Annotated in this window: 14 protein-coding genes and 2 pseudogenes; 3 read left to right on the forward strand and 13 right to left on the reverse strand. The window is 68.4% G+C overall.

Features of this window, described 5'->3' with window-relative positions:
• Positions 1–35: 35 nt before the first annotated feature.
• A complete protein-coding gene (locus tag P3102_RS15430) occupies positions 36–1,010 on the forward strand; it encodes a helix-turn-helix transcriptional regulator (protein WP_276369984.1) in 975 nt (324 codons plus the stop codon).
• A 444-nt stretch (positions 1,011–1,454) separates the two neighbouring features.
• Here the strand turns inward: P3102_RS15430 and P3102_RS15435 are convergent, their stop codons facing one another.
• Both P3102_RS15435 and P3102_RS15440 read right to left on the reverse strand, forming a co-directional pair.
• Positions 1,455–2,534, reverse strand: a complete 1,080-nt coding sequence (locus P3102_RS15435) for a hypothetical protein (RefSeq protein ID WP_276371186.1) — start codon at positions 2,532–2,534, stop codon at positions 1,455–1,457.
• A 13-nt stretch (positions 2,535–2,547) separates the two neighbouring features.
• Positions 2,548–3,015 (reverse strand): hypothetical protein, encoded by a 468-nt coding sequence (locus P3102_RS15440; RefSeq protein WP_276369986.1) that lies wholly within the window; start codon positions 3,013–3,015, stop codon positions 2,548–2,550.
• Between the two features lie 883 nt (positions 3,016–3,898).
• Between P3102_RS15440 and P3102_RS15445 the strand changes: the two genes are divergently transcribed.
• Entirely contained in the window at positions 3,899–4,240 is a 342-nt protein-coding gene (locus tag P3102_RS15445) for a hypothetical protein (protein ID WP_276369987.1), read from the forward strand.
• A gap of 372 nt (positions 4,241–4,612) precedes the next feature.
• On the opposite strand, the gene P3102_RS15450 is transcribed toward P3102_RS15445, so the two are convergent.
• The 7 genes and pseudogenes from P3102_RS15450 to P3102_RS15480 all read right to left on the reverse strand — a co-directional run.
• A complete protein-coding gene (locus P3102_RS15450) occupies positions 4,613–5,413 on the reverse strand; it encodes an ABC transporter permease (protein WP_276369989.1) in 801 nt (266 codons plus the stop codon).
• Positions 5,410–6,444 (reverse strand): ATP-binding cassette domain-containing protein, encoded by a 1,035-nt coding sequence (locus P3102_RS15455; RefSeq protein WP_276369990.1) that lies wholly within the window; start codon positions 6,442–6,444, stop codon positions 5,410–5,412. Before P3102_RS15455 ends, P3102_RS15450 begins: the two co-directional genes overlap by 4 nt.
• Entirely contained in the window at positions 6,444–6,653 is a 210-nt protein-coding gene (locus tag P3102_RS15460; RefSeq protein ID WP_276369992.1) for an MbtH family protein, read from the reverse strand. The genes P3102_RS15455 and P3102_RS15460 overlap by 1 nt, the downstream gene beginning before the upstream one ends.
• A gap of 3 nt (positions 6,654–6,656) precedes the next feature.
• Complete coding sequence (locus P3102_RS15465; RefSeq protein ID WP_346660193.1) at positions 6,657–17,042, reverse strand: amino acid adenylation domain-containing protein; 10,386 nt, start codon at positions 17,040–17,042, stop codon at positions 6,657–6,659.
• 554 nt (positions 17,043–17,596) lie between these two features.
• Entirely contained in the window at positions 17,597–18,601 is a 1,005-nt protein-coding gene (locus P3102_RS15470) for a ferritin-like domain-containing protein (RefSeq protein WP_276369995.1), read from the reverse strand.
• A 751-nt stretch (positions 18,602–19,352) separates the two neighbouring features.
• Entirely contained in the window at positions 19,353–20,030 is a 678-nt protein-coding gene (locus P3102_RS15475; RefSeq protein ID WP_276368542.1) for a fasciclin domain-containing protein, read from the reverse strand.
• Between the two features lie 116 nt (positions 20,031–20,146).
• Positions 20,147–20,574: pseudogene (locus tag P3102_RS15480) on the reverse strand (molybdopterin-binding protein); the annotation flags it as partial.
• Between the two features lie 564 nt (positions 20,575–21,138).
• Here P3102_RS15480 and P3102_RS15485 point away from each other — a divergent pair.
• Complete coding sequence (locus P3102_RS15485) at positions 21,139–21,615, forward strand: SRPBCC family protein (RefSeq protein ID WP_276369997.1); 477 nt, start codon at positions 21,139–21,141, stop codon at positions 21,613–21,615.
• A gap of 265 nt (positions 21,616–21,880) precedes the next feature.
• On the opposite strand, the gene P3102_RS15490 is transcribed toward P3102_RS15485, so the two are convergent.
• The 4 genes and pseudogenes from P3102_RS15490 to P3102_RS15505 all read right to left on the reverse strand — a co-directional run bounded on the left by P3102_RS15490 (position 21,881) and on the right by P3102_RS15505 (position 25,708).
• Positions 21,881–22,912: a cobalamin-dependent protein gene (locus tag P3102_RS15490; RefSeq protein WP_276369998.1), complete on the reverse strand. Its 1,032-nt coding sequence runs from the start codon at positions 22,910–22,912 to the stop codon at positions 21,881–21,883.
• 577 nt (positions 22,913–23,489) lie between these two features.
• Positions 23,490–23,729, reverse strand: coding sequence for a glutaredoxin domain-containing protein (locus P3102_RS15495; protein ID WP_276370000.1), 240 nt, complete (start codon positions 23,727–23,729; stop codon positions 23,490–23,492).
• Positions 23,730–23,802: 73 nt separating this feature from the next.
• Positions 23,803–24,963 carry an epoxide hydrolase family protein gene (locus tag P3102_RS15500; protein ID WP_276370001.1) on the reverse strand — a complete coding sequence of 387 codons (1,161 nt, stop codon included), beginning with the start codon at positions 24,961–24,963 and terminating at the stop codon, positions 23,803–23,805.
• Positions 24,964–25,127: 164 nt separating this feature from the next.
• Positions 25,128–25,708, reverse strand: a pseudogene (locus P3102_RS15505) (transposase family protein).
• Between the last annotated feature and the right edge of the window lie 42 nt (positions 25,709–25,750).

Raw genomic sequence — 25,750 nt, forward strand, 5'->3', positions numbered from 1 at the left:
ATGTTACGGTCTGATCGATCATGGATGATGGAAGCATGGGTTCGGAACTAGGCGGCTTTCTCCGGTCCCGGCGCGCTCGCATCCAGCCGGCCGACGTAGGGCTCAGCCCACAGGGCCGGCGTCGGGTGCCCGGATTGCGTCGCGATGAGGTGGCGGTAGCGGCCGGGGTGAGCACCGACTACTACACCCGCGTCGAACAGGGGAGAGCGACACCGTCGTGGCAGGTGCTGGACGCGGTGGCCGCCGTGCTGCGGCTGGACGACGTCGAGCGTGAACATCTGCTTCGCCTGACCGGTCCGCGGTCGTGGCCACGGCGAGGTGAACAGCACGCGGCGGAGGGTGTGCAAGCCGGAATGCGGGAGATCCTGGTTCGGCTAGTGGATCTACCCGCCGTCGTTCTGGGTGGGACTCTGGACCTGCTTGCGTGGACGCCTCTCGCGGCCGAGCTTCTCGGTCTGCGCCCCGGCGGTGAGCGCAATATGGCGCGCAGGCTTTTCCTGCAGCCGGAGAGCCGCCTTCTTTATCCCGAGTGGAACACCGTGGCCGCGGAAACAGTGAGTCACCTGCGCCGGATTTCGGTAGAACGGCCGTCAGATGCCGAGCTCGTGCACCTCGTGCGGGAACTCTCTGTCACATCCGCCGAATTCGCCCGGTTATGGCGCAAGCACGATGTGGCAGCCGGAACCAGCCGTCGTAAGGTCTTCCACCATCCTCAGGCAGGCTGCTTCGAGCTCGAACCCGAAGTACTGGCCTCTGCCCGTGACCGGCAAACACTGTGCATCTATCGGGCGGAGCCGGGAACCGTCGGCGCGGATGCGCTGGTATCGCTCAAGACGCTGGGTCTCGCAGGCTCGGACGACCGGCTTCGGGAGGGTGTCCTCGCCTCAAGCGGAGCCACTGCTCGCGCCGTCGGCTTGTCCGAACTCGGTGCCCACGAGGTGAGGTTCGGGCCTGAGGCGTCGATCGGTGAGTCAAGCTCATCGTCGACACCGTGGGCGGGCTGTAGCTAGCAGCAGACGGCGGTGTGCGGAACGTCGCCCGGGTGCGCGACGAGCCCGCCGCGTTGGGGCCGTCCTCGTTGTCCTTCTCTGGTCAGACCAAGAAGAGTGCTACCCGCGAGGTGGATCGGACTTCGCTCCCTTGCTGGACTTCGCGGCGGCTGGAAGGTGCGCCCGCGGTCAACCCAGGCACTTTTGGATCGTCGCATCATCGGTAAGGGTGTGCTGTACGCGGATCTTGTGACCGATGGACAGTGTTACGGCGCGAGGCGTCGTCGCACTCGACCAGGCACGGGTGCCGATGGGTTGGGTACAAGAAAGGTACTGGGCGTGACCATCGCCGACCCGCCGGTCAGATATCGACCCGCTGGCCACCCGGTGTGTCGAGGTTGTCTCTGTCTTGTGCCAGCAGGCCAGAGGTAGGCGCCGACGTGATGGTGTGGACGGCTGTCGTTTCTACAGAGTCCACCGTACGGCTCTGGAATTGCCTTGCTGCGTCAGGGCACTTCCCGCGGCGAAGGTTTTTGCGGCGATGGAAACCGCGTGGCTGCTGGTTCCGCCGGGGAGTGTTCCGAGAGGGGTGACGTTGCCGTCGGCGTCCCAGGTGACGGCGTGCGCCTGGTTTCCGCTGAACGAGGCGCCTGAGCTGGTGTCACTGGCGTCTATGCCCCACGCGTAGCTCGCCGAATCGCCGGGGAGGACGCCAAGGTCGGTGACGGCCCCGGTGGCGCTCCAGCGGACGGCATGATTCTGACCGTTCACGGTGGTGGAGTTTCCGACCACGACGCCGTTGTCGTTGATACCCCAGGCCACGGTTATCGACCCGCCGAGGCCGGGAAGTTCGGTAGCGGTTCCGTCCACAGCCCATCGGACAGCTCTGCTCTGGGCCGGCTGTGTCGATACGCCGACGACCACACCGTGATTGTTGACTCGGCGTGCTTCGCTGGCACTATCGCCGGGGAGCGTCCCCAGGTCGGTCACGCCACCGGCGGCGCCCCAGCGCACAGCGTGCCGCTGGCCGGCGCTGGTCGTCGCGTAACCGCTGGCAATACCGCTGTCGTTGATTCCGTAGGCGTAGCTGCTGGTTCCACCGATGCCGGACAGGGCGGTGACGGCACCGGACGCAGACCAGCGGACGGCACGCGGATTGGTTTGTGAGCTGAGCGACGCGCCGGCGGCCGTTCCCGCGGTGTTGACCGCCCAGCTGTAACTGCTCGGATCACCGGGCAGTGCGCTGAGGGCGGTCGCTGTGCCGTCGGCCGCCCATCGGACGGCACGAACGCGGCCGTTGGTATGCGAAGCGCCGACGACCACCCCCTGAGCGTTCACACTCTGGCCCTCGCTCCACAAGTCTCCTGGCAACGTGCCCAGGTCCGTGATCGCGGCGAGTGCCGGAGATGCCGGATCCGGCGTGGCGGAGGCGGTTCCGCCCCCCAACGCGAGCGCGGCTGTCGTCAAAGCCACGACACCGACTCTTCCCCAGAACTTCGACATGGTTTCCTTTCGACGAGGGAGGTCTGTTCCCTTGCTGATCATCGACACGATCCGATCAAAGCGCGTTCTCCGGGCGGAACTGTTGTCGACCGGCAGCATCAAGGCGTGACACGGCCGGCGACTGTTTCTCCTGGGAGTGCAGACAGACGACGCAGGTGCATTTCCACCCGGCTCCCGCATACCCGCAAGCGTCGACCACGCCGCTGACCTCTGGCGTGTTGGCGAAGCTCGCTCCTGACGGCACATAGGTCACATAACAGTTGACCGGTTCTCCGGGACAACCACTTCCGGTGAGCATCAGTTGGTCCGGCCATTTCGCGTTGGTGATTTCCCCGTGGAACCTGCCGTTCTCGGTATTGCGCCAGAGTTTGACGTGGCGGCCTTGCGTCTCGATCTCTTGCACGAGGGTGTACCCGGCGAAGGATGCCGAGTGCGCTCCCGGAGCGAACAAGATCGACGCCAGAGTCATGATTCCCATTACCATACTGATGACAAGCCGTTGGTTTTTTGTCGAACGGTGCATGGAGTACGTCCTTCTTCGAAGGAGTCTCAGGGCGCAGACCCGGCGCCCCGAGTGAATGAGCCGGCGATGAAGCCGGAAAGTTCACTGTAACCACGTGAACTGGGCGGGACCAGGTGCTCGGTAATGCGAAAAAACCGTGACTCGATACCCGCTTGGTTGTCGCCACAGGCCATCGTCCTCAGCTGAACATTCCCGCAAAGGAGACCGCGTCCCGTATGCACATTGATCGCCGCCTTCGTGCGTTCGTCATAGTTTTCAGCAAAGCATGGTGGAAAATACGAAAAAAGCTGAATTACGATGCAGGCGATGCTGAATCAATGCTTTTGCCCGCGCGGTGTGACGAGATGCGATCCGCGCCGGGTAGCGGGCGCACTGGACGGGCCGGCCCCGTGGCGGGCTTGGTCTCAACCGAGGAACTCAAGGTGAAAAAGCAAACGCTTCCCGCCCGACAGGTGAGACGAACAAGGCTATCCGGACCCGATCCCACAGCAAGACACGGCACTACGGTCGCACTGGCGGCCATCGCTACGAAGGCCGTGGTCAACCTTGGTCAGCAGGACACTGAGCGCTCCGACGGCACCGCGGAGGGCCAAATCCGGCCTCGATCACTCCGTCCACGCGGGAGGACTCCGTCGGATCGCCCGTCGTGAAAGTGTCGTGAACGTGCTTGGCTCCATTCGGGTGGCGAGTTGTGGCGGATGGCAACGCGGCCGGGGGTGTGAGGCGTGGTGGGAGTGGCGGGCTCGGGTTACCCGACCGCGGACCACGAGGAGGACGAATGAGGATCACTCGACGAACGACCTTGGCCGGAGGATGTGCAGCCGGTTCTGCTTCCGGGAAGAGTGTCGTGCCTGTGCTGAATCGGCATGGTCGGGGCGGCGCGATGGTGACGACGCTCGCGGTGCTGGGGCTGCTGGCGGGTCCGGTGACCACGGCCTCGGCCGCCGGCCGCGTGGTCGAATGCCCTGGCCGTAACCAGATCTGTGTGAACAGCTTCTACCACGGCGTGACCGGCACGGTCTCTGTCGATGCCGACGTCTACGGGTCCAGCAGCACCAAGTACCGCTGGGAACTGATCCGCCCGAACGGCACCGCGCAATGCTACGGCGAGATGACCGGCGTCGACCCGCCCCGAAGCTGGATCTGCACCGGGGTCGGTGTCGGGCAGTACCAATTGCGGATGTACACCGGCACCAACGGCGGGAAACTCGGCTTCCGCTTCTGACACCGCTCCGCCTCGACACCGTGCGTCGCCGGGCACGGGTGCGGTCCGGCGACCGCGGCATGAGTCGGCTCAGCACCCTCAGCACCCTCCGCACCCTGCCGTGAACGCATGCAGGCATCCGGGGCGTTGCCCTGGATGCCTGCATCGTGCGGTACTCGAGAAGGTGACCTTCCTCGCCCGGCGAACGTCAGCCGGCCAGGATGGCGGCGATGTTCCCGACCGTGCAGATCAGGGAGAGCGCGATCAGCAGTCCCCGCGGGGTCCGGAGTTGCCGGGCGAAGCGGACGGGATCCGGTCGTTGCCGTCGACGGCACCGCAGGACCGGCCCAGAGTCGCTGGAGCGACCGGATCGATCCGCTGCGCGAAGGGAGTTCACCGGCTGGTGACGCGCCGATACCGATTGACGGACAGGGCCATGAACAGCGAGATGAGCCCCAACGACCAAAATGCCGTATAGAGCGCGGCGTGCTGGGCGGGCCAGGCGTCGGGCTGGGGGAGCGCGGCCGGGATCGGATTCGCGAACAGGGTTCGGGCCGCGTTGGCCAGCGCGGTGATGGGGTTCCATTCCGCGATCGTGGCCAGCGGTTCGGGCATGGCTGCCACTGAAACGAAGCCGGAGGAGATGAAGGTGGCGGGGAAGAGCCAGATCAGCCCGAGGCTCTGGGCGACCTCGACGCTGCGGGCGACCAGGCCGATGAAGGCGCCGACCCAGGACATCGCGAAGGCGAACAGCAGGATCAGCAGATAGGCCAGGACGGCGTCGAGGACACTGCCGCGGATGCGCCAGCCGATGGCGAGTCCGCAAAGGCTGGTGACGAGCAGGCTGACGACACTGGTGGTGAGGTCGGAGGTGGTCCGGCCGAGCATCACCGCGACGCGGGACATCGGCAGGGAGCGGAACCGGTCGACGATGCCCTTCTGCAGGTCGTTGGCGAGGCCGATGGTGGTGAACGAGGCGTTGAAGGTGACGGTCTGAGCGAAGATGCCACCCATGATGAACTCGCGATAGGCGTCGCCGCCGAGGCTGCCGCCGAAGACGTAGCCCAGCAGCAGCACGAACATGATCGGCTGCAGGATGCCGGCGAAGATCGAGCCGGGTGTGCGCCGGATGGTGAGCAGGTTGCGCCAAGCGAGGGAGCCGCTGTCGCGGGCGACCCTGGTCAGGACGGTCACGCGCGTACCTCTTTCCGGTCGAGGTCGCCCGAATTCGGCGGCCAGTCGGTGACCCGCGGCAGCACGGCGGTGTCACCGTCCGTCGCCTGCCGGGTCAGCGCCAGGAAGACATCGTCGAGCGTGGCGCGGCGCAGACCGAGGTCGAGCACGTGGATTCCTTCGCCGGTGAGTCCGGCGGCCACGGTGGCGAGGGCGTGCTGGCCGTTCTGCCCGGAGCCGACGGTGACTTCGAGTCTCCGGGCCCGGCGGTCCAGGGCCGGTGGAGTACCGCTGACGGCGGCGAGGACACGGTGTGCCGCGGCGAGATCGCGAGCGTCGGCGGTGATCAGTTCGATCCGCTCCCCGCCCGTGGCGCTCTTGAGTTCGTCGCTGGTGCCTTCGGCGACCACCCTGCCTTCGGCGATGACCGCGATCCGGTCGGCCAGCTGATCGGCCTCTTCGAGGTATTGCGTGGTGAGCAGGACGGTGGTGCCTTCCCGGACGAGATCGCCCACGATGTCCCAGGTGTCGAGGCGGCTTTGCGGGTCCAGGCCGGTTGTGGGTTCGTCGAGCACCACGACCGGGGGAGCGGCGACGAGCGCGCCCGCCAGGTCGAGGCGTCGGCGCATCCCCCCGGAGTAGGTGGCGGCGGGGCGGTCGGCGGCGTCGTCGAGGTGAAAACGGCTCAGCAGGTCGCGTGCGGTCGCGGTGGCCGTGCGCCGTCGCATGCCGTAGAGCTTCGCCACGAGGTAGAGGTTTTCGAAGCCGGTGAGCTTGTCGTCGACGGCGGCGTACTGCCCGGACACCCCGATGGACCGCCGTACCCGGTCCGGTTCACGGACGACGTCGGCCCCGGCCACGAGGGCGCGGCCGCTGTCCGGGCGCAGCAGGGTGGTGATGATCCGGACCGCGGTGGTCTTCCCGGCACCGTTGGGGCCCAGGAGGCCGAACACCGCGCCGGCCGGCATGTCCAGGTCGATTCCGTCGAGTGCGGTCTTGGGTCCGAAGGTCTTCCTCAGTTCTTCGAGCCGGATCGCGGGCTCCGCGGCCATCAGGGTTTCTCCTCGCGCAGCAGGCTTCGCGGGGTGATGTCGGTCCAGTTCCGTTCGACGAAGTCGAGGCACGCCTGGCGGCCGTCGGGACCGAAGGCCGTCGTCCAACCGGGCGGGACGTCGGCGAAACCGGGCCACAGCGAATGCTGGTTCTCGTGGTTGGTCAACACGAGGTACTGCTCATCGGTGGCGTCGAAGGGGTTGGTCATCGTTCATTTCCCTGTCTTGGCTCGTGGCTGGTCGGGGCGGGGTTGCCGGTCGGCGAGGCGCTCGGCGAGGATCGGCCCGATCCGGGCCAGTGCCTCCGGCTGGGTGAGCTGGGCGTGGACGACGTCGACGTCGTGGTTCTCGACGTCGCCGCTGAGATAAGGCATCCAGTCCGCGAGGACCGGGCCGTGCGGGTCACGATCGCGGGTGGCGGTGAAGAACAGCACGTCCGCGTCCACCGGGTGCGGCACGAAATCGCCCATCAGCCGGGCTTGGCTGACGAAGGCGCCGATCATGCCGCCGAGGGCGTCTTCGGTCAGGCTGCCCAGCGGGTTGCCGATCTGACGGTAGTGTTCGAGCACGCTCGCCCGGTCGAGCCGCACCCCGGCGGGCACCGGATGACCTTGGTTGTGCAAGAGCGCCGCGAACATCTCCGCTTCGTCCGCCGTGTCCAGGCCGTCTTGCGGCGCCTGTGGGTAGGCGTCCAGCACGGTCAGCAGTCCGATTTCCTCACCGGCGGCCTCCAACTGCGCGACGACTTCGTGGGCGAGATTGCCGCCGAAGGACCAGCCGAGGACGTGATACGGCCCGTGGGGCTGGATCGAGCGGATGTGCTCGACGTAGCCGGCCGCGATCTCGGAGATGCTCGCCGGGGCGTACCCGGGATCGGTGAGCTTGCGGGATTGCAGCCCGTACAACGGCTGTTCGGGGTCGAGGTGGTTGAGCAGCCCTGAGTAGCTCCAGGACAGTCCACTGGCCGGGTGCACGCAGAACAACGGCGGACGGTTTCCGGTGGTACGCAACGGCAGCAGGACGTCGAGGTCACCGCCGTCGGCGCCCGCGTCCAGCCGAGCCGCGAGACCGGCCACGGTCGGATGTTCGAACAGCCGCCGGATCGGCAGGTCGACCCCGAAGGCCGCGCGGACGCGGGTGATCAGCCCGCTGGCCAGCAGCGAGTGTCCGCCGAGTTCGAAGAAGCCGTCGTCGATGCCGACCCGCGGCAGGCCGAGAGCCTCCGCGAAGAGCTTGCAGAGCAAGTCTTCACGGGGTGACCGCGGCCCGCGTGAGCCGGTGCCGGGGTCCACCGGCTCGGGCAGGGCCCGCTGATCCAGCTTCCCGTTCGAGGTGAGCGGGAGCCGGTCGATCCGGACGAACGCCGAGGGCACCATGTACTCCGGTACCTGTCCGGCCAGGCGGTCACGCAGCCGGTCCGGGCTCGGCACCGTGGCGGCCGGAACGATGTAGGCGACCAGTCGCCGGGTCGCCGGTTCGGCGCCCTTGAGCACGACGGCCGCCTCGGCGACCGCCGGATCCGCTTCCAGCAGCGCGGCGATCTCGCCCGGCTCGATCCGGAACCCGCGGAGTTTGACCTGGTCGTCGGCGCGGCCCAGGAATTCCAGGGTCGCGTCGTCGCTCCAGCGAGCGAGGTCGCCGGTGCGGTACATCCGGGCACCGGTGCCGCCGTAGGGGTCGGCGACGAACCGTTCCGCGGTCAGCCGGGTCTGGTTCAGGTAACCGCGGGCGACACCGGTTCCGGAGAGGTACAGTTCGCCCGGCACCCCGGCGGGTACCGGCCGGAGCCGGGTGTCGAGGACGTAGGCGCGGGTGTTGTGCACCGGCTTGCCGATCCCCGGCCGGTCCCGCTCGCCCATCGCCGCGACGATGGAATCCACAGTGGACTCGGTGGGACCGTAGAAGTTGTAGGCGGTCAGACCGGGTTCGGCGCGTAGCCGGGTCCACAGCCCGTCGTCGACCGCTTCCCCACCGAGGGCCACCACCGCCGGCCGGTGACCGCCTTCGAACAGCCCGGCGGCCATCAGTTGCCGGAGGTAGGACGGTGTCGTCTCGATGGCGTCGATCCGCTCGTCACGCAGGTACTCGACAAGGGCCCCGGCGTCACGGCGGATGTCGTCGTCGACGATGTGGAGTTCATGGCCGGCGATCATCCACAGCACCGGATCCCAGGACGCGTCGAAGGCGACCGCCGCGGTCAGCGCGACCCGCAATCGCCGGTCCCCGAGTCGGTTCGCGGCGGGGGCGAAAACCATCTCTTCGTGGTGGCGCAGAAGGTTGGTCAGCGACCGGTGTTCGACGACGACGCCCTTCGGCCGTCCGGTCGAGCCCGAAGTGTAGATGACGTAGGCCGGTTGCCGGGCGGAGAGCGGGCGAAGGCGTTCGGCGTCGGAGAGATCCTCATCCCGGAATCCGGTCAGCGCCGCCCGGGTCCGGGGCGCGTCGAGCACCAGTCGTTCGCCGACGGACGGCAGACCGTCCACATCGGACATGGTGAGCACCACGGTGGGGGCGGAGTCGGCGAGCATGTACGCGATCCGGTCCGCCGGATAGGTCAGGTCGATCGGCAGGTACGCGGCGCCGGACTTGAGGACCCCCAGCAACGCGACCATGGTGGCGACCGAGCGCGGCACCGCGACGGCCACGGTGTGCCCGGCGCCGATGCCGCGCTGCCGCAGTAACCTCGCGAGCCGGTTCGCGTCGGCGCTGAGCTCGGACGTCGTCAAGGTGCCGTCGGCCGCGACCACCGCGGTGGACTCTCCGGCTCGGCGTTCGAAGGCCGTGGTGATGGTCTCCGGTGGAAGTGCGCGCCGGGTGTCGTTCCACGTTTCAAGGACGGCTTCGACCTCGCCCGTGCTCAGCAGGTCCAGTTCGGCGACCGGCCGGGCCGGATCGTCGAGGGCGGCTTCGAGCAGTTTCCGCAGCCACCCGCCGATGCGGACGGCTGTCTCACGGTCGAACAGATCGGCGCTGTACTCGATCGTCCCCGAGAGCCCGGCCGGATTCCCGGCGTCGTCTCGCCGCTCGGCCAGTGACAACGAGAGATCGAACTTCGCCGCCGCGACTTCGGCGTGCTCGGCGACCGACACTTCGAGACCCGGTAGTTCGAGCCGCACCGGCGCGGTGTTCTGCAGCGTGAACATCACCTGGAACAGCGGGTGCCGGTTGAGGGTGCGGGCGGGCGCGACCTCCTCGACGACTCGCTCGAACGGGACGTCCTGGTGGTCGAACACGGCGAGGTCCGCCGTGCGGACCCGGCGCACCAACTCGGTGAAGCCGGGTGTGCCGGACAAGTCGGTCCGCAACACCAGGGTGTTGACGAAGAAGCCGACGAGGTCGTCCAGTTGTTCGTCCGTCCGGCCCGCGACCGGAGTGCCGATCGGGACATCGGTTCCGCCGCCCAGCCTCGACAGCAGCGTCGCCAGGCCCGCGTGCAGCACCATGAACAGGCTCGCGCCCTCGGTGGCGGCGAAGTCGGCCAGCCGGGCGTGGATCTCGGCGGGTACGTCGAGCCGGACGATGCCGCCGGTATAGCTCGACTCGGCCGGACGAGGCCGGTCGTGGGGCAGCGTCAGTTCTTCGGGCAACCCGGACAACGTGTCGCGCCAGTATGCGAGCTGCCGCCGCAACGGGCTCTCGGTGTCCTCCTCGGACCCGAGCGATTCCTGTTGCCACAACGCGTAATCCGCATACTGGACCGGCAACGGCGACAGGTCCGCGCGGAGACCGTCCAGCCGCGCGGTGTAGGCGGCGGCCAGATCCGCGGCCAGCGGAGCGGTCGACCAGCCGTCGCTGGCGATGTGGTGCGCGACGAGCACGAGCAGGTGCTCGTCCTCCGCGACCGGCATCAGCGCCGCGCGGAGCGGCAGGTCGGTTTCCAGCGTGAACGGCGTAGCGGCGTATGCGGCGATCGTTTCGGTGAGTCCGGTGGTCCCGGGCCGAAGCAGGGGCAGATCCGCGGGAATCTCCGCCATCGGCACGAGCCGCTGGTGCGGGACACCGTCCGCCACGGGGAAGACGGTCCGCAGGCTCTCGTGCCGCTCGACGACGTCACGCAGCGCGGCGGCCAGCGCCGCTCGGTCGAGTGTGCCGCGCAAGCGCAGCACCATGGGGATGTGGTAGCCGGCGCCGGTGCCTTCGAAGCTGTCGAGGAACCACATTCGCCGCTGTGCGAACGACAGCGGGACACGGTCCGGGCGTTCCCGGCGCCGAAGCCTGGCGCGAGGAGCGGGGCCGTCGCCGATCCGGGAGGCGAGGGTGGCGGGAGTGGCGGCTTCGAACACCGTCCGGATGGCCACCTCCCGGCCGAACCGCGACCGCAACCGGCTGACCAGCCGGGTCACCAGCAGCGAATGCCCGCCCAGCGCGAAGAAATCGTCGTCGGGGCCGACCTCGGCCACTCCGAGCACGTTGGCGAACACCTCGCACAGTTCGGCTTCGAGCCCAGTGCTCGTGCGCCGCGCGGGGACGCCGATGCCGAGTCCGGGGTCGGGAAGCTTCGCTTTGGCGAGTTTTCCGTTGGGAGTCAACGGAAGCTCGGGCAGCGCGACGATCACCTGCGGAACCATGTAGCCGGGCAGTGCGTCGGCCGCCAGACGGCGCAACTCGGCGACGTCGGCGGTACCGGGTGTCACATAGCCGACCAGGCGTTCGGCGCCCGCCGGAGTCCGGTCGACGATCACCGCGGCGGCCGATGCCGCGCCGGTCCCGGTCAGGAAGGCCTCGATCTCGCCGGGTTCGACCCGGAAACCGCGGATCTTGACCTGGTCGTCGGCGCGGCCGGCGAATTCCAGGTCGCCGTCGGCGGTCCACCGCACGCGATCACCCGTCCGGTACATCCGGGCGCCGTCACCGGAGAACGGGTTGGCGACGAACCGTTCCGCGGTGAGCGCGGGACGGCCTCGGTAGCCGCGGGCCAGGCCCGTGCCGTCGAGATACAGCTCGCCGGTGACTCCGGCCGGAACCGGCCGGAGTGCGGCGTCGAGCACGTAGGTACCGACGTTGGCGATGCCGGTCCCGATCACCGGCGCCCGGCTGCCGGTGATCCTGGTGACCACCGAGTCCACAGTGGACTCGGTGGGGCCGTAGAAGTTGAAGGCCAATACTCCCGGGTGGCCGGCGAGGTCCCGCCACAGTGCCGCGTCGACGGCCTCACCACCGAGGGCCAGCACGGTCGGCCGGTGTACCGCGGTCAGCAGCCCCATCGCCAGCAACTGCCGCGCGTAGGACGGCGTGGTCTCCATCGCGTCGATCCGCTCCCGGTCGAAATAGCCGAGAAGGGCTTCGGGGTCGCGGCGGGTGTCGTCGTCGAGCACGTGGAGCTCATGCCCGTCGGCGAGCCAGAGGATGGGATCCCAGGAAGCGTCGAAGGCCACCCCGGCGGTGTGTGCCACTCGCAGGACGCCGCGGCCCGCCGCGGCGGTGGCCGGGCCGAACACCCCCGTGCGGTGGCTCTCCAGCAGGTTGACCAGGCTGCGGTGCGCCACCTCGACGCCCTTGGGAAGCCCGGTGGATCCCGAGGTGTAGAGCAGGTAGGCGGCGTCCTCCGGCATCGGCGCGACCGGCGGCCGCTTCTCGCCGTTCAGCATGTCCTCGTCATCGAGAAGCACGGTGGCCCCGGCACCGGGAACCCTGGCCGTCGTGTCGGAGGTGCCGATCAGGAGGGCGGGCTGGGCGTCCGCGAGCAGGTAGGCGATCCGGTCGGCCGGGTATTCGATGTCGATCGGGAGATAGACGGCGCCGGCGCGCAGCACGGCCAGCAGCGCCACGACGGTGTCGGCCGAGCGGGGAAGGGCCACCGCGACGACCTGACCGGGGCCCGCGCCGCGGGCGGTCAGTACCCCGGCGAGCCGGGTCGCGCGCTCGTCGAGGTCGGCGAAGGTCAGTCGCCGGTCGGTGCCGACCACCGCGATCCGCTCCGGATGCCGTGTGGCGGCGGCCCCGAGCAGTTCGGGCAGCGTGCCGGCGGGTACCGGACGCCGGTGTCCGGCCGATCGGGCGAGCAACCGGGCTTGCTCGTCGTCGGCGAGCACCGGTGCGGTGCGCAGCGAGGCGTCCGGCCGGGTCACCATGTTCTCCAGCAAGGTCACCAGTCCGCGCGTCAGGCGTTCGGCGGTCGCCCGGTCGAACAGATCGGTGCCGAACTCGAGTTCACCGCTGATCCCCGCCGGGGCGCCGTCGGTGTCGTGGTGCTCGGTGAGGGTCAGCGACAGGTCGAACTTCGCGGTCGTCGTGGTCGCCGCCTGCCCCGCCTCGATCCGGAGTCCGGCCAACTCGACCACCGGGGCCGGATTGTTCTGGAGCGTGAACAGGACTTGGAACAGCGGGTTCCGGCCAGGGATCCGCTCGGGTGCCAGTTCCTCCACGACGCGGTCGAAGGGCAGGTCCTGGTGCTCGAAGGCGGCCAGATCGGCGTCGCGCGCCCGCCGGATCAGCTCGGTGAAGGTGGGGTCGCCGGAGAGGTCGGTCCGCAGCACGAGAGTGTTGACGAAGAACCCGATCAAGTCTTCGAGAGCGGGTTCGGTGCGGCCCGCGACCGGGGTTCCGATGACGATGTCGTCGCCGGCGCCGAACTTCGCCAGCGTCGCGGCGAAACCGGCGTGCAGGGCCATGAACAGGCTCGCGTTCTGCTGTACCGCGATGTCGGTGAGCGCGGTGTGCACGCGCCGGGGCAGCCGGACCGGCACGGTCGCGCCGGTGCCGGTCGGCGCGGTGGGACGCGGCCGGTCAGCGGGCAAAGGCAGCTCCGCGGGCAGGTCACTCAGTGTGGTGGTCCAGTGGGCCAGCTGTTCGGACACCAGCTTCTCGTCACCGAGCAGTGCTCGCTGCCAGCGGGCGTAGTCGGCGTATTGCACGGCGAGCGGCGGCAGCCCCGTGCCTTCGCCCGCAGACCTTCGCTGGTAGGAGACGGCGAGGTCATGAGCCAGCGGCCCGAAGGACCAGCCGTCACCGGCGATGTGGTGCACCACCAGCAGCAGTACGTGCTCGATCGCCGACTGGCGCAGCAACGTCGCACGCAGCGACGTTTCGATGGCGAGGTCGAATCCTCGGACAGCTTCTTCGGCGAGCCTGTCGTCGAGCGACCCGGCCGTGACGTTCTCGGTGTCCAGGGTGATTCCGGCCGCCTCGGGAGGCAGGATGCGTTGGTAGGGCTCACCATCGTGCTCGCCGAAGATCGTCCGCAGGCTTTCGTGCCGGGTGACGACGTCGCTCAGTGCGAGTCGGAGCGCGGTGACGTCGACGGTGCCGGTGAGCCGCAGGGCGATGGGCATGAGGTAGTCGGCCGCGCCAGGGTTCAGCCGGTCGAGGAACCAAAGTCGTTGCTGGGCATAGGAAAGCGGTTCGCGTGCGACGCGTGCCCCGGAGGCGAGAACGGGTCGGTGCGCGACGTCCCGCGCGCTCAACCGATCGGCCAACCGCGCCGGCGTGCTCGCCTCGAACAGGTCTCGGATCGCCACCTCGACGCCGAGTTCGGCGCGAATCCGGCCGACCGCGCGGGTGGCGAGCAGCGAGTGTCCGCCGAGGTCGAAGAAATCGTCGTCGACGCCGACTTCGATGACATCCAGGCTGCCGGCGAAGATCGCGCAGAGTTGTTTCTCGGCGTCGGTGGCCGGTGCGCGGCCGGAGGTCACCGCCGACGGCTCGGGGAGCTGTGCCTTGTCGAGTTTTCCGTTGGGCGTCAACGGCAGCGTCGGGACCGGGACGACGGTCTGGGGGACAAGGTGGCTCGGTAACCGTTCGGCCAGCCGGAACCGCAAGCTCGCGGGATCGGTGTCCGAGACGACGTAGGCGGTCAACCGGGTGGTGTCCCCGCAACCGTGGACGACCACGGCCGCCTGCGTGACGTCCGGGTATCCGGTGAGCGCGGCCTGGACTTCGCCGGGCTCGATTCGGAAACCGCGGATCTTGACCTGGTCGTCGGTGCGGCCGAGGAACTCCAGCGCACCCTGACGGGACCAGCGCACCAGGTCACCGGTTCGGTACAGCCGCTCGCCGGAACCGCCGAAGGGGTCGGCCACGAAACGTTCGGCGGTGAGCGCGGTCCGCTCGTGGTAGCCGCGTGCGAGCCCGGCTCCGGCGAGGTACAACTCGCCGGGCACGCCGGGTGCCACGGGTCGCAGGGCCGAGTCGAGAACGTAGGCGCGCACGTTGTCCACCGGGGTTCCGATCACCGGTTCCCGATGGGCTTGAACAGCCGCCATCACACTGTCCACAGTGGCTTCCGTCGGTCCGTACAGGTTGACGGCCAGCAACCTGGTCCCCGCGGACAGTTCCGCCCACAGCGCCGGGTCGACGGGTTCCCCGCCGAGGGCGAGCAGTCTGGGATGACGGCCGGACCGGGCCAGCAGGCCGGAAGCGAGCAATTGCCGCACATAGGACGGCGTCGTTTCGATGGCGTCGATGGCTTCGTCGGCCAGGTAGCGGGCGCACGCTTCGGGGTCGAGGCGGACGGAATCGGGCACCATCCGCAGTTCGTGACCATCGAGCAGCCAGAGCACGGGATCCCAGGCGGCGTCGAAGGCCACTCCGGACAGATGAGCCACGCGCAGCACGTCCTTGCCGGCGGCGGCGCGGCCCGCCGGGAACAGTCGGCGCCGGTGACTCCCGAAGAGGTTGACCAGCGCCCGATGCTCGACGGCGACCGCCTTCGGCTTGCCGGTCGAACCGGAGGTGTGGATCAGGTAGGCGAGATCGGCAGGCCGGAGAGCCTGCGGATCGGCGCCGGTTTCACTTGCCAGGTCAAGGCGATCGAGGACCAGATCGGCCCGGGGGAGCAGGGCTTCGGTCTCACTGTGGGCGATGACGAGAGCCGGGTTCGCGTCCACCAGCAGTGCGGCGAGCCGCTCGGGCGGATGGGTCACGTCCAACGGCAGATAAACCCCACCGGCCCGAGTGACTGCCAGCAGCGCGGTGATCGTGTCCGCGGACCGGGGCAGGGCCACGGCGACGATCCGGCCCGCTTCGGTGCCGAGGTGAGCGAGGACGCGGGCGAGTTGCCCGACCCGGGCATCGAGTTCGGCGAAGGTGTAGGTGTTCGTGCCGTCGCTCACGGCGACCTGGCCGGAGGACCGTGTCACCTGCTGGGCGAACAACTCGGGCAGGGTCGTCGGTGCTGTTCCCGTCGAGGTGGCGTTCCACCGGTTCAGCACGAGGTCGCGTTCGTCGTCGGTGAGCAGTTCGATCCGCGCCAGCGGCGTTGCGGGGTCCGCGATGGCCGCTCGCAGCAGGCGGAGGAATCGCTCATGGTGACCGGCGAGGGTGGCCTGGTCGTAGCGGCGAGGGTTCGCGTCGAAGGTGACCTGGAGACCGTGCTCGGGGGAGATGCCTTGGCACACGATCGACAGGTCGTCGACCGGGCCGACCGAGAGGTTGTGCAGCGCCGCACCGTGCGAGCCGAATTCGATTCGCGGATCGAACGGGAGGATGTTGACCGTCGGACCGTGCAGCCGTTGGTCTCGAGGCAAGCCGAGGTTACGACGCAGGTCTTCGGAGCGATGGCGCTGGTGCTTGAGCGCGTTTCTCACTTCGCGTGAAGTCTGCTTGACCAGGTCGGCCATCGTGGTCGACGGGGTCACGCGCAGGCGCAGCGGAACCACGTTCGACACCATCGCCGGAGTCGTGCGCAGCAACGGTGTACGGCGGGCGGTCACCGGCAGGCCCAGCACCACATCGCGCTCGCCGGTCGTCCGGTGCAGGAACGCGGCGGCGGCCGCGATGACGAAGGGTGCCCAGTCGGTGCGGGACTCTCGCGCGGCGGCGCGCAGATTCTCCGCCTCCGCGACGTCGAGCCGGCCGCGATGCTGGAGGAAACCACTGTCCATCGGGGCGGTCGAGTCGGTGAGCACAGTGGCTTCCGGGCGATCGGCGAACCGTTCCTGCCAGTACCGCGCGTCCGCACGGTTTCGTTCGGACGTCGAGTAGGCGCTGTCTTCGGCCAGCAGATCTTCCAGAGAACCGAAACCGGCCGGCTCCAGGCGATCGCCACGCTGGTGCGCGCGGTAGCCGTCGGCGATCCGGGTGAGCACCAGCGCCGCTCCGTAGCCGTCCACCAAGAGATGGTGGACCCGCTGGTACAGGAAACAACGTGCGGGACCGAGGCGCAGCAACGTCGCGGCGAAAAGGTGCTCCCCGAACACCTCCGGCGATACCGCGAGGTCCGTGCGCAACCACTCCTGAGCGGCGCCCTCAGGATCCGCCTCGGCGCTCAGATCGACGACGGGAAGCGACCATTCGCCCAGTGGCGCGAGGAACTGCCGAGGCTCTCCGTCCACTTCGGTGAATCTCAGCCGCAGGGCCTCGGTTTCTCGTAGTACGTGGCGGATCGCCGCGGTCAGGGCGGGGTGGACGACCGCACCGTCGATATCGAGATATTGCGCGATGGTGAACATCGGGTTACCCGGGGAGAGTCGTTGAGCGAACCAGATTCCCCGCTGTGCGGCGGACAATTCCAGTGTGTTTTCGCGCCTGACTGCCACGAGACCCCGCTTCCGATAGAAGATGACCCCATCCGGCACTTGACGCCGGTGAACATCTCTCTGAGTGCACGGGAAATTCGTCGCCACTCGACCGGGTGGACTGGTCCGGGTGACATGTAGCACCAATGGATGACCGAAGATCGATCTTCCTGTACGGCGTGTATCACCTTGTCGCCAGACAGGAAAGCCGTGACCTGCCCGAAGGGCGGGTCACGGCTCGGAGCTGTCGGCGCGCGGCTTCGCGTCGACCGATCAGAAGATGCTGATGTTTCCGACCGAGATGATCAGGTTCACGATCGACTGCATGAAGTTCATGAGGATTCCATTCCTTGGTCGGGATGTGGCGATCTCCGTCGGACCGTCACCGATCCGGCGTCGGTCGAGCTGTTTTCGTCACGCGCACATCGATGGCTTGCCCGGCGTGAGATGTCCCACGTGGCACCGAGCTGAGCGCATTTCGACGAATCCACCGCGCGCACCGGGTCTGGTGGAAACGAAGAGCGCCGGTGCGAACCGCGTTGTCGGCTCCGCCCCACAAGTGCGCGTTCCGGCCCAGAGCGCCGGCCGCGCTCGACGAGAAGGTCGACGGTGTGGCGGACGTGTTCGCCGTGGTCCTCGGTGTGTCCGGTGGTACGGGCCGGTCACACGCGACCCGTACCACCGGAAGGCCGACGGACTCAGCCGTTGGGATCGCTGGTGTTGACGTCTCCGTTGACGCCCTTGGGGAAGAATCCGCCGGAGGTGACGGCCTTCGGGTTGAGGTAGACGATGTTGAGGACCTGGCCCGGTGTGCGGCTGTAGGCGATGCCGTTGCTGTCGGCCGGCACGATGTTCGCCCGGCCGTTCTTGTCGACGACGCCCTGGTCGAGGTCGGTGGTGCCGTCGAGGCTGTCGCGGGCGTTGGAGAGTTTGACGCTGGCTTCCCGGAGGTCGCGTCCGAGCAGGCCGAGCCCGAGGATGCCGCCGCTGTGCTGGTAGAGCGCGGTGCGGATGTTGGCGGCGTGGTAGGCCTCGACCGCGAGGATCCCGGCTGCGGCTTCGAGGTAGGCCTTGTTGGTGATCAGTGGTGCGGCGCCCTTGTAGGCCGTGACACCGACGTCTTCGAAGAGGTAGGCGGCGAGGAGGAAGTTCTCCTCGCAGGCGAACGCGTCGAAGCTCTGGCCTTTGCGGACCAGTCCTGCCGCCTGTGCGGCGGCGGTGAAGCTGGCCTGGAGGTCGATCGCCGGGCGGCTGACCGCGGCTGAGCCCAGCGCGGTGCGCAGGAACTCCACGTGCGCTTTTTCGTCGCCGGCGATCTCTTGGGCGTACTGCTTCGCCGCCTTGGTCTTGAACCGGACGGCGCGGCCACCGGCGACGCCGCCGTGGGTGCCGGTCCCGGTGGTGAGCGAGTCGGGGAGTCCCCGGCCGGTGACGGCGTGCAGGTAGAACTCGGCTTCGAGGTATTCGAGGTTGAGGGCGAAGTTGAGCACCGCGCCGTCACTGACTCCTTCGGCGGCTGCCGCTTCCCCGGCGGCCTGCCGGACGGTTCCGGCCGACGCGACGGGCCCGGCCAGGCCGCCGAAGGCCCCCGCTCCGACCACCCCCAGGCCCGTTACCCCGGCCGCACGCAGAAAGCGACGGCGGTCTTGCTCGTTCTCCGCACTCCGGTTGATCATCGACGCGGCATAGCGCTTGCCAAACACGAGTGATCTCCTTCCCATCCGCCCGTCATACGACGTATCGGATGTGTCCCGCGTGTCATGACGGCTCGTCCCGGCACGCGGGCGTGGGTCTACGTTGACCTTCACTTTCGAGGCCGTCGAGCTATCGGATTGGTCGATATCGTCCAAGGGGGTGAACACGACTTCCCAGCACACCGAGAACGCGCGAACACCGGCCACGCCGCGGGCAGGCTCCGGACCGGCTGCTGACGGCGACGACCGAGCACTTCGCCATGACCTGGAACATCCAGTTCCTCGCCCCGGGTGGCTGGGAGACGGACCGGGTGCTGCTGGGGCGCCGCCCGGCTCGCCGTCCGCGCCACCGACCGCGCGGCCAGGTACTTCCCGCTCGGCAGTCCATCGAGCGCGGATCAGCGGCCGCCGCCACCGACTGGGGCGCCCTCGCTGCCCCTGTGAGAAACCGACATCGGCCGCTTCGTCGTCGACGGGCACACCTGCGGCGAAAGCCCGGCTGACTCCCGCCTGCCGAGGGCCGGCCGCCGCCGAGGCCATGGAGTGAACCAGCGACGACGGCGACCGGCGGAACGCCGCCGCTACAGCGTTCCCCGCCGGCGGGTGGTCCGAGTCCCGCCGCGCGGCTGAAACCACAGTGTCCTTGTCGGGCACTGTGGACGTGGAAGCGGCCGCCGCGGCTCCGGAGGTCATGGAAGCCGCGACGGCCGCTGAATCCGGGTCACCCGCAAGGGGGTGTCCGTGGTGGCCCGGACGGTACCTAGTTCTTGTTGGTGCCGGGGGTGAGGACCTTGTCGATGACGAAGACGGTGGCGTTCTTGGTGGGGATGTTGCCGCACAGGATCTTGGCGCCGTTGACGGTCATGTTGTCGCCGGAGCCCTCGATCTTGACCGGGCCGCCCGCGGTGTTGAGGCTTTCCAGGGACTTGGCCGACTCCAGGCCCTTGGCGTCGTAGCGCTTGCCCACGACGTGGTACTGCAGGATCGGGGCCAGCTGGTCGGGCTTGCCCGCCAGCTCGGCGAACTTGGCGTCACCGAGGGCGGCGAAGGCCGGGTCCGCCGGGGCGAACACGGTGATGGCCTGCTGGCTGTTGAGGGTGTCCACCAGGTTGGTGGCCTTGACCGCGGCGACCAGCTTGGTCAGCAGCGGGTTGGTCGAGGCGGCGCTGGCCACGGGCTGCGGGCCCATGGAGTCCAGCGAACCCGGGGCACTGCCCTGCGGCAGCTGCGAACAGGCCGGGCCGAACACGTCGGCGTTGGTGGTGACGCCCTCACCCGAGGCGGCACTGGACATCGGGGCCGACATCGAGGAGGACGGGGCAGGCGCCGGGGCACTGCTCGAACCGCCGGACGAGGCGCTGTCGCTGCCATTGCACGCGGTCAGGGCCAGTGCGGCCACCGCGGTGAAACCGATTCCTGCGACGCGAAGCTTGCTCATGTGATTCCACTCCAGTGAAAGGCGGCTGGCTTGTCCTTTGTGGACGAACCGGTTGTTGTTTCTTGTAGGGGATTCGGTACTGCCGGGGTCTCGGATTGGTCGTCCGGGAAAATTTCTCAGGCGGCGGTGAAAGTGACGTTGTGCCAGCCGGTCGCGCCGTCGGGCACGGTTCCCGCGCGCTGGCCGGTCTGGGGGTAGCCGGACTTGTCGGTGGCACGGCAGAACACCTGACGGACACCGGCGGGCAGGCCGACCTCGGCCCACCACCTGCGCCAGGTGTTCAGGTTGACCTCGGTGGAGAGGTCGGCCACCTGCCAGGGGCCCTGCTCGACCCGGACTTCGACCTCGTCGATTCCCGTGTGCTGGGCCCCGGCCACCCTCGGCGACGCGGGCCGTTCCTTTTCGGACGTTCGCGAGGCCGCGGTGCGAATCGATGCGGGACTCGGTCTTGATCGGCGCTTCTCGAGCCCAGCTTCGTTCCGGGGGTGACCAGCCGGGCCGGGAACCCGTGCTCCAGCGGCAGGGGTTCGCCGTTCAGCAGGACCAGCTTGTCGTAGCCGCCGAAGGTGTGGACCGCGAAGTTCTTCGGTGCGACCGGTGTGAGGTCGATGGCACCGTTGCCGACAGCCAGATAGGGCGAGGACATCGGTGAACGCCGCCGCGAAGAACCGCAGCCGAGGTCGCCGCGGAGGCGCGGTGCTCTCGGCCGGGGGCAGTTCGGATGCGGACATGTCCCTGGTTCGGCGCGCGCACCGTGAAGGTTTGGCCTGCCGGCCGGATCGACGCCGGATACCACCCGATCGTGGTCGCGGCGGAGCGTCCGGAGATCCATGCCATACGGACGGCTCCTGCTCCCACGAGCGCGGCACGGGGTCAGCGGCGTACCCGCGTTAGCCCCCAAGGTCGTCGGGGACCTCCAATACGGCCTGGATCGCCTGCTCGTGCGTCGCCACGTCATGCTTGGTCACTTCGCGTGCCCCCATCGGCCAGGCGGTACCCCCGAATTCCTCCGGCGACACGTCGGCTCCCTGTGGGATGACCCGCCACCGCGTACAGGATGAAACGGGTTTCCGCGTCAGTGAAAACGGTTATGTCCCTTATACCGGCCGTGACCGCGGCCGACAGTTCGTCGAGGAGGTTTGTGATGGGCGCTGTTGCGCATTACGTGGAGGTCGATGCCCCAGCTCAGGCCTGTTATGACTGGTGGCGATCGTTGACCCGGCTGCCGCAGGTGTTCTCCGACGTCAAGTCCGTCGAGGCCGTGGACGGCGACGCGACCCGGACCCGATGGAAGGTCGACGGCCCGCTGGGCTCGACGGTGGAGTGGGAAGCACGGATCGTCGAGGATGCCGCACCCCACAAGATCGCCTGGACCACCGCCGAGGACGCTGACCCGGATGTGAAGAACTCCGGTGTCGTACGGTTCGACGACAAGGGAAACGGCCGCACCGGCGTCGAGATCTCCCTTGAGTACGAGCCCCCGGCGGGAAAGCTCGGCGAAGCGGTCGCCTCGCTGCTGGCCGACCCGCAGAACAAGGTCGAGCGCGCCGCGGCGGAATTCAAGACTGTCATCGAGGCCCGCTAGTTCTTTCCCCGGGTGACGGGAAGCACCTCAGCACCTCAGCAACGATTTCGAGAACTCTGGTCCACGGCAGCTCCCTCGCCCTTGCTGCCGTGGACCAGCTCGTCGTCGTTGACCTGGTCAATGGGGTGTCTCGCAGGCCGCGGGCACCGGGCGTACGGGATTCCGCGACGAACTGCAGGCGAAAATGTCGCGGATTCTCGGGATCGCCCGGCGTCCGGGATGCCGTGAGGGCATCCGCCGCTCCTGCTCAAGGGAAAGCGGCGATTCACGGGGTGAGGGCGTCGCTCAACCGTGTGCGCGCGGCGTCGATCATCGCCCGCGAACGCGGGAAGTCGTGCAGTTCGGCGCGCAGGAGGTCCAGCGCGGACAACAGGGAAACGGCCGGAACCTGGCGGGCCGACAGGATCTCCGCGGTCCAGGAGAGGAACGCGGTGAACAGTTCCTCGTCCCCCACGTACAGCGAGACCGTCAGGTATTCGACGATGTGGGCGAGGTCCTCCGCGGTGTGCTGCCGCTGGCGGCTCGTGTACTCGCGCATCGCCGGGACACGGTCCTCGAGACCGGCCAGGATCGCCTTCACCAACGCGCCCGAGGTGCGGGACACGAGGGTGTACTCCTGATCGGCCAGATGCGGCAGGTCGTCGAAGGGCTGATGCCCGGCACGGGGCCGGGGCAGGGGAGAGGCCAGCAGATCGGCCGCCGCCCGCGCTTCCGGCGCCCAGGCGTCCGCGCCGAGCAGCCGCGCGTACCTGCCGTCGGAGCCGAACGCCGCCCCGCCCGCGATGACCGGGGTCGCGGCGGCCTGACAGGCGGTGATCGTCGCGTGCGCGGCGGGCAGGCGGGTGGCCAGCGAAGCCGACAGCGCCACCGCGTCGGGCCCGGTGCGGTGCAGGTGCGCGACCAGATGCGGCGCGGGCACCTGGGCGCCGAGATAGTCGACCCGGAAGCCGCGGACCTTCAGCACTTCGGCGAGCAGCCGCGCGGGCATGGCGTGCCATTCGCCGTCGACGCACGCCACCGTGATGCGGCCCCGGTGCTCCTTCGGCCTGGGGAGCACGTAGCCGAAGCCGGCGAGCACCCGGTCGTTGATCGCGGTCGCCGCGTGTTCCTGCGCCACGGTGAGCCGGTTCGCCGCCCACTCGTGGCCGACCTTGCGCTGGACGGCGCCGACCACGTCCAGCAGCACGGTCTCCGCGTCGAGCCCCGCGCCGAGTGCCTGGACCACGGCCTCCCCGGCCGCGTACTCGTCGCCGGCGGTCACCGCCTGCCACAGTCGTTCGAAGTACTCGGCCGTCACGGGGTCGCGGGCCTCAGCGGTGTACGCGGCGCGGTGATCACCAGCACCGCCATGTCGTCGTGCGGTCGGTGGCCGATCCACTGCGCGGCCAGCATCTTCAGGGGCGGGCCGGACGGTGGGAGCCACTCGTGCGGCTCGACCGGGCCGGATGAGCCGCTGCGCTACCGCGTCCGGCCCAGGGACACCCGGATTCGACGGCATCAAGGCGCGGCGTCGTCCTCCGGTCGAGCGTGAGGGCCTCGAAAGCGAACCTGCCGTTATGAGGTGATCGTCTGTTTTGGCCGGCTCACGCCCTCCGACGCAGTGTTCTCCGGCAGCCTCCGCGTGGCGCGAAGATCACCGGCGAGCAGACCGTCTCGCTCGCGGGGATCTTCGCGGCGAAGTGCGGATCGCCGGTTACCGGATGACCCACGTCGCGCTGTTCCACTCAGTCTGCGTGGCCGTAGGCGGACGCGCGGAACCAGGCGAACATCGAGTGCGGCGACCCCACCGTCGTGCGGGCATCACCATTCACCGTGACACGGCAGGTGGCCGGCGACATTCGACGACCCTCGTGCCACGGGGACGTCCGGAAGGGTCATCGGTTCAGGTGCGTGGTGAGTTCGTGGTCGCTCGGTTCGACCAGGTGGGTGCCGTCCGGCCAGACGATGGTCGGGATCCGGCGTTCACCGTTTTGCAGCGCTCGTACGGTTTTCTCGGCGGTGGTGTTCGCTTCGACGTCGATGTAGTCGTACTCGATGCCTTTCGCGTCCAGCAGGGCACGGCTGCGTTCGACGTCGGGGCACCAGCCGGCGCCGTAGACGGTGAGGTCGCTCATGGTTCACAGCATGCCAGGTCGTTGCCCGGCGACGTGTTCGGCGAGCGTCCGACGCCGGGCCCTTGTGGTGTGGTCAACCCTTCTTCAGGGCTCGGGCGAACATGCGGACGTCGTCCAGGAACAGGTCCGGCTCCTCCATCGCGGGATAGTGCCCGCCGCGGTCGTATTCGGTCCAGTGGATGATCGACGGGAAGTCGCGTTCGGCGAAGCGGCGGATGGCCACGAAGGCGGCGTGGGGGAACACCGCGACGCCGAGCGGGACAGGCAGTGGCGGGAACCTGCCGATCTGCGCGTTGATCGGGAGCTGCTCGACGCTTTCGTAGTACGTCTGTGCCGACGAGCCCGCGGTCGCCGTCAGCCAGTAGATCGTGACGATGGTCAGTAACAGGTCCTTGTCGACCGCGTCCTCGGGCGCTTCGGCCGAATCGGTCCAGTCCTTGAACTTCTCGGCGATGTAGGCGAGTTGCCCGACCGGCGAGTCGGTGAGGGCGTAGGAGACGGTGTTCGGCCGTGTCGAATGCAGCTTCATCGTTCCCGACAGGTCGTCGTAGAAGCGTTGCGACTGCGCCAAGCGGGCCTGGTCCTGCTCGCTCAGACCGTCGAGTTCCCCCGGCTCCCCGCTGGGGGTGGTGGGGAGCATGTTGACGTGGACCCCGGCGACGTGCTCGGCGTCCAGCATACCGGTCATCAGTGAGATCGGGACGCCGAAGTCGCCGCCCTGCGTGACGTACCGCTCGTATCCGAGCCGCCGCATCAGTTCGACCCACGCGCCGGCGATCCGGAGCAGACTCCAGCCCGCGCCCGGGGTCGAGCCCGAGAAGCCGTAGCCGGGAATGGACGGAATGACCAGGTGAAAGGCGTCGGCGGGGTCGCCGCCGTTGGCTCGCGGATCGGTCAGCGGCTCGATGACGTCGAGGAACTCGGCGACGGAGCCGGGCCAGCCGTGGGTGATGAGCAGCGGTGTCGCGTCGGGCTCGGGTGAGCGGACGTGCAGGAAGTGCACGTTCGCTCCGTCGATCTCGGTGATGTACTGCGGGAATCGGTTCAGCCGGGCCTCCGCCGCACGCCAGTCGTACGAGGTGCGCCAGTACTCGGACAGTTCCTTGAGGTAGGCCGTCGGCACACCCCTGCTCCAGCCTTCACCTGGCAGGTCCTCAGGCCAGCGTGTGGTGCTGATCCGGCGGTTCAGGTCGTCCAGGTCCGCCTGGGGGATTTCGACGCGGAAAGGCTTCATGTCGGCTCCATGTCGCTGAATACCCGGAAAAAGAAAAGGAGGTCGCGGTCTGTTCATCTTCTCATCGGAGTGGCAGGAAACGCGTATCAAGAAATGCCGGAATTCACTGAGACCTTCCGCGTGACGTCATGTGGCGGTGCGTGTTCGTATTGGTGGTCAGGTGGTCAGGTGGTGCGGTCGTGTTCGTGGTGGGGCAAGATCAGTGCTGCGGCGGTGATGTCGCCGAGGCGTCGGGGGCGCTGTGGAGGACGCTGTGGGAGGCGTTGCAGGCCTGCTGGTCGGCGGTGAGTTCCGCGTTTTTGGCTTTCTGCAACGGGTTCGTGAAGGTTTCGGGTTCGCCTTCGTAGCCCAGGTCGGCCGACGCTGGTGTCGTGTTCACGGCCGGGCCGCACCCCGGAGGTCCACAGTGGCCACCCATCTCGGGCGGAGACGACTTGGATGTTTCCGCCATGATGGCGATGCTTGCCGTGCCAGTCCACCCCACGGGTCGGCCCTGGGGTGGAGATCCGGTCGGGTAGATCAGTGTGCCGTCCACGAGCACATGCGGATGACCGGCAGCCTTGGCCGCCGGTGGTGCCCCGCGTAACGACGGCCGACGTGCCGCGAGTACCGCGATGCTCATACGCGGTAGACAAGGCGATGCCGTTGTTCCTTGCCAGGGCCGAGATCCGAGTGTCATCAGACCGGACAGGAACAGGACGCTGCCCTCGGAAACCTCCGGAACAGCGGTGTAGGCGACGCTCATCCAGCGTGGAACCCTCTATCAAGTCGATCTGCGGTAGGACCA

Origin of the sequence: Amycolatopsis sp. QT-25, from assembly GCF_029369745.1 — a bacterium.
Lineage (GTDB): Bacteria > Actinomycetota > Actinomycetes > Mycobacteriales > Pseudonocardiaceae > Amycolatopsis.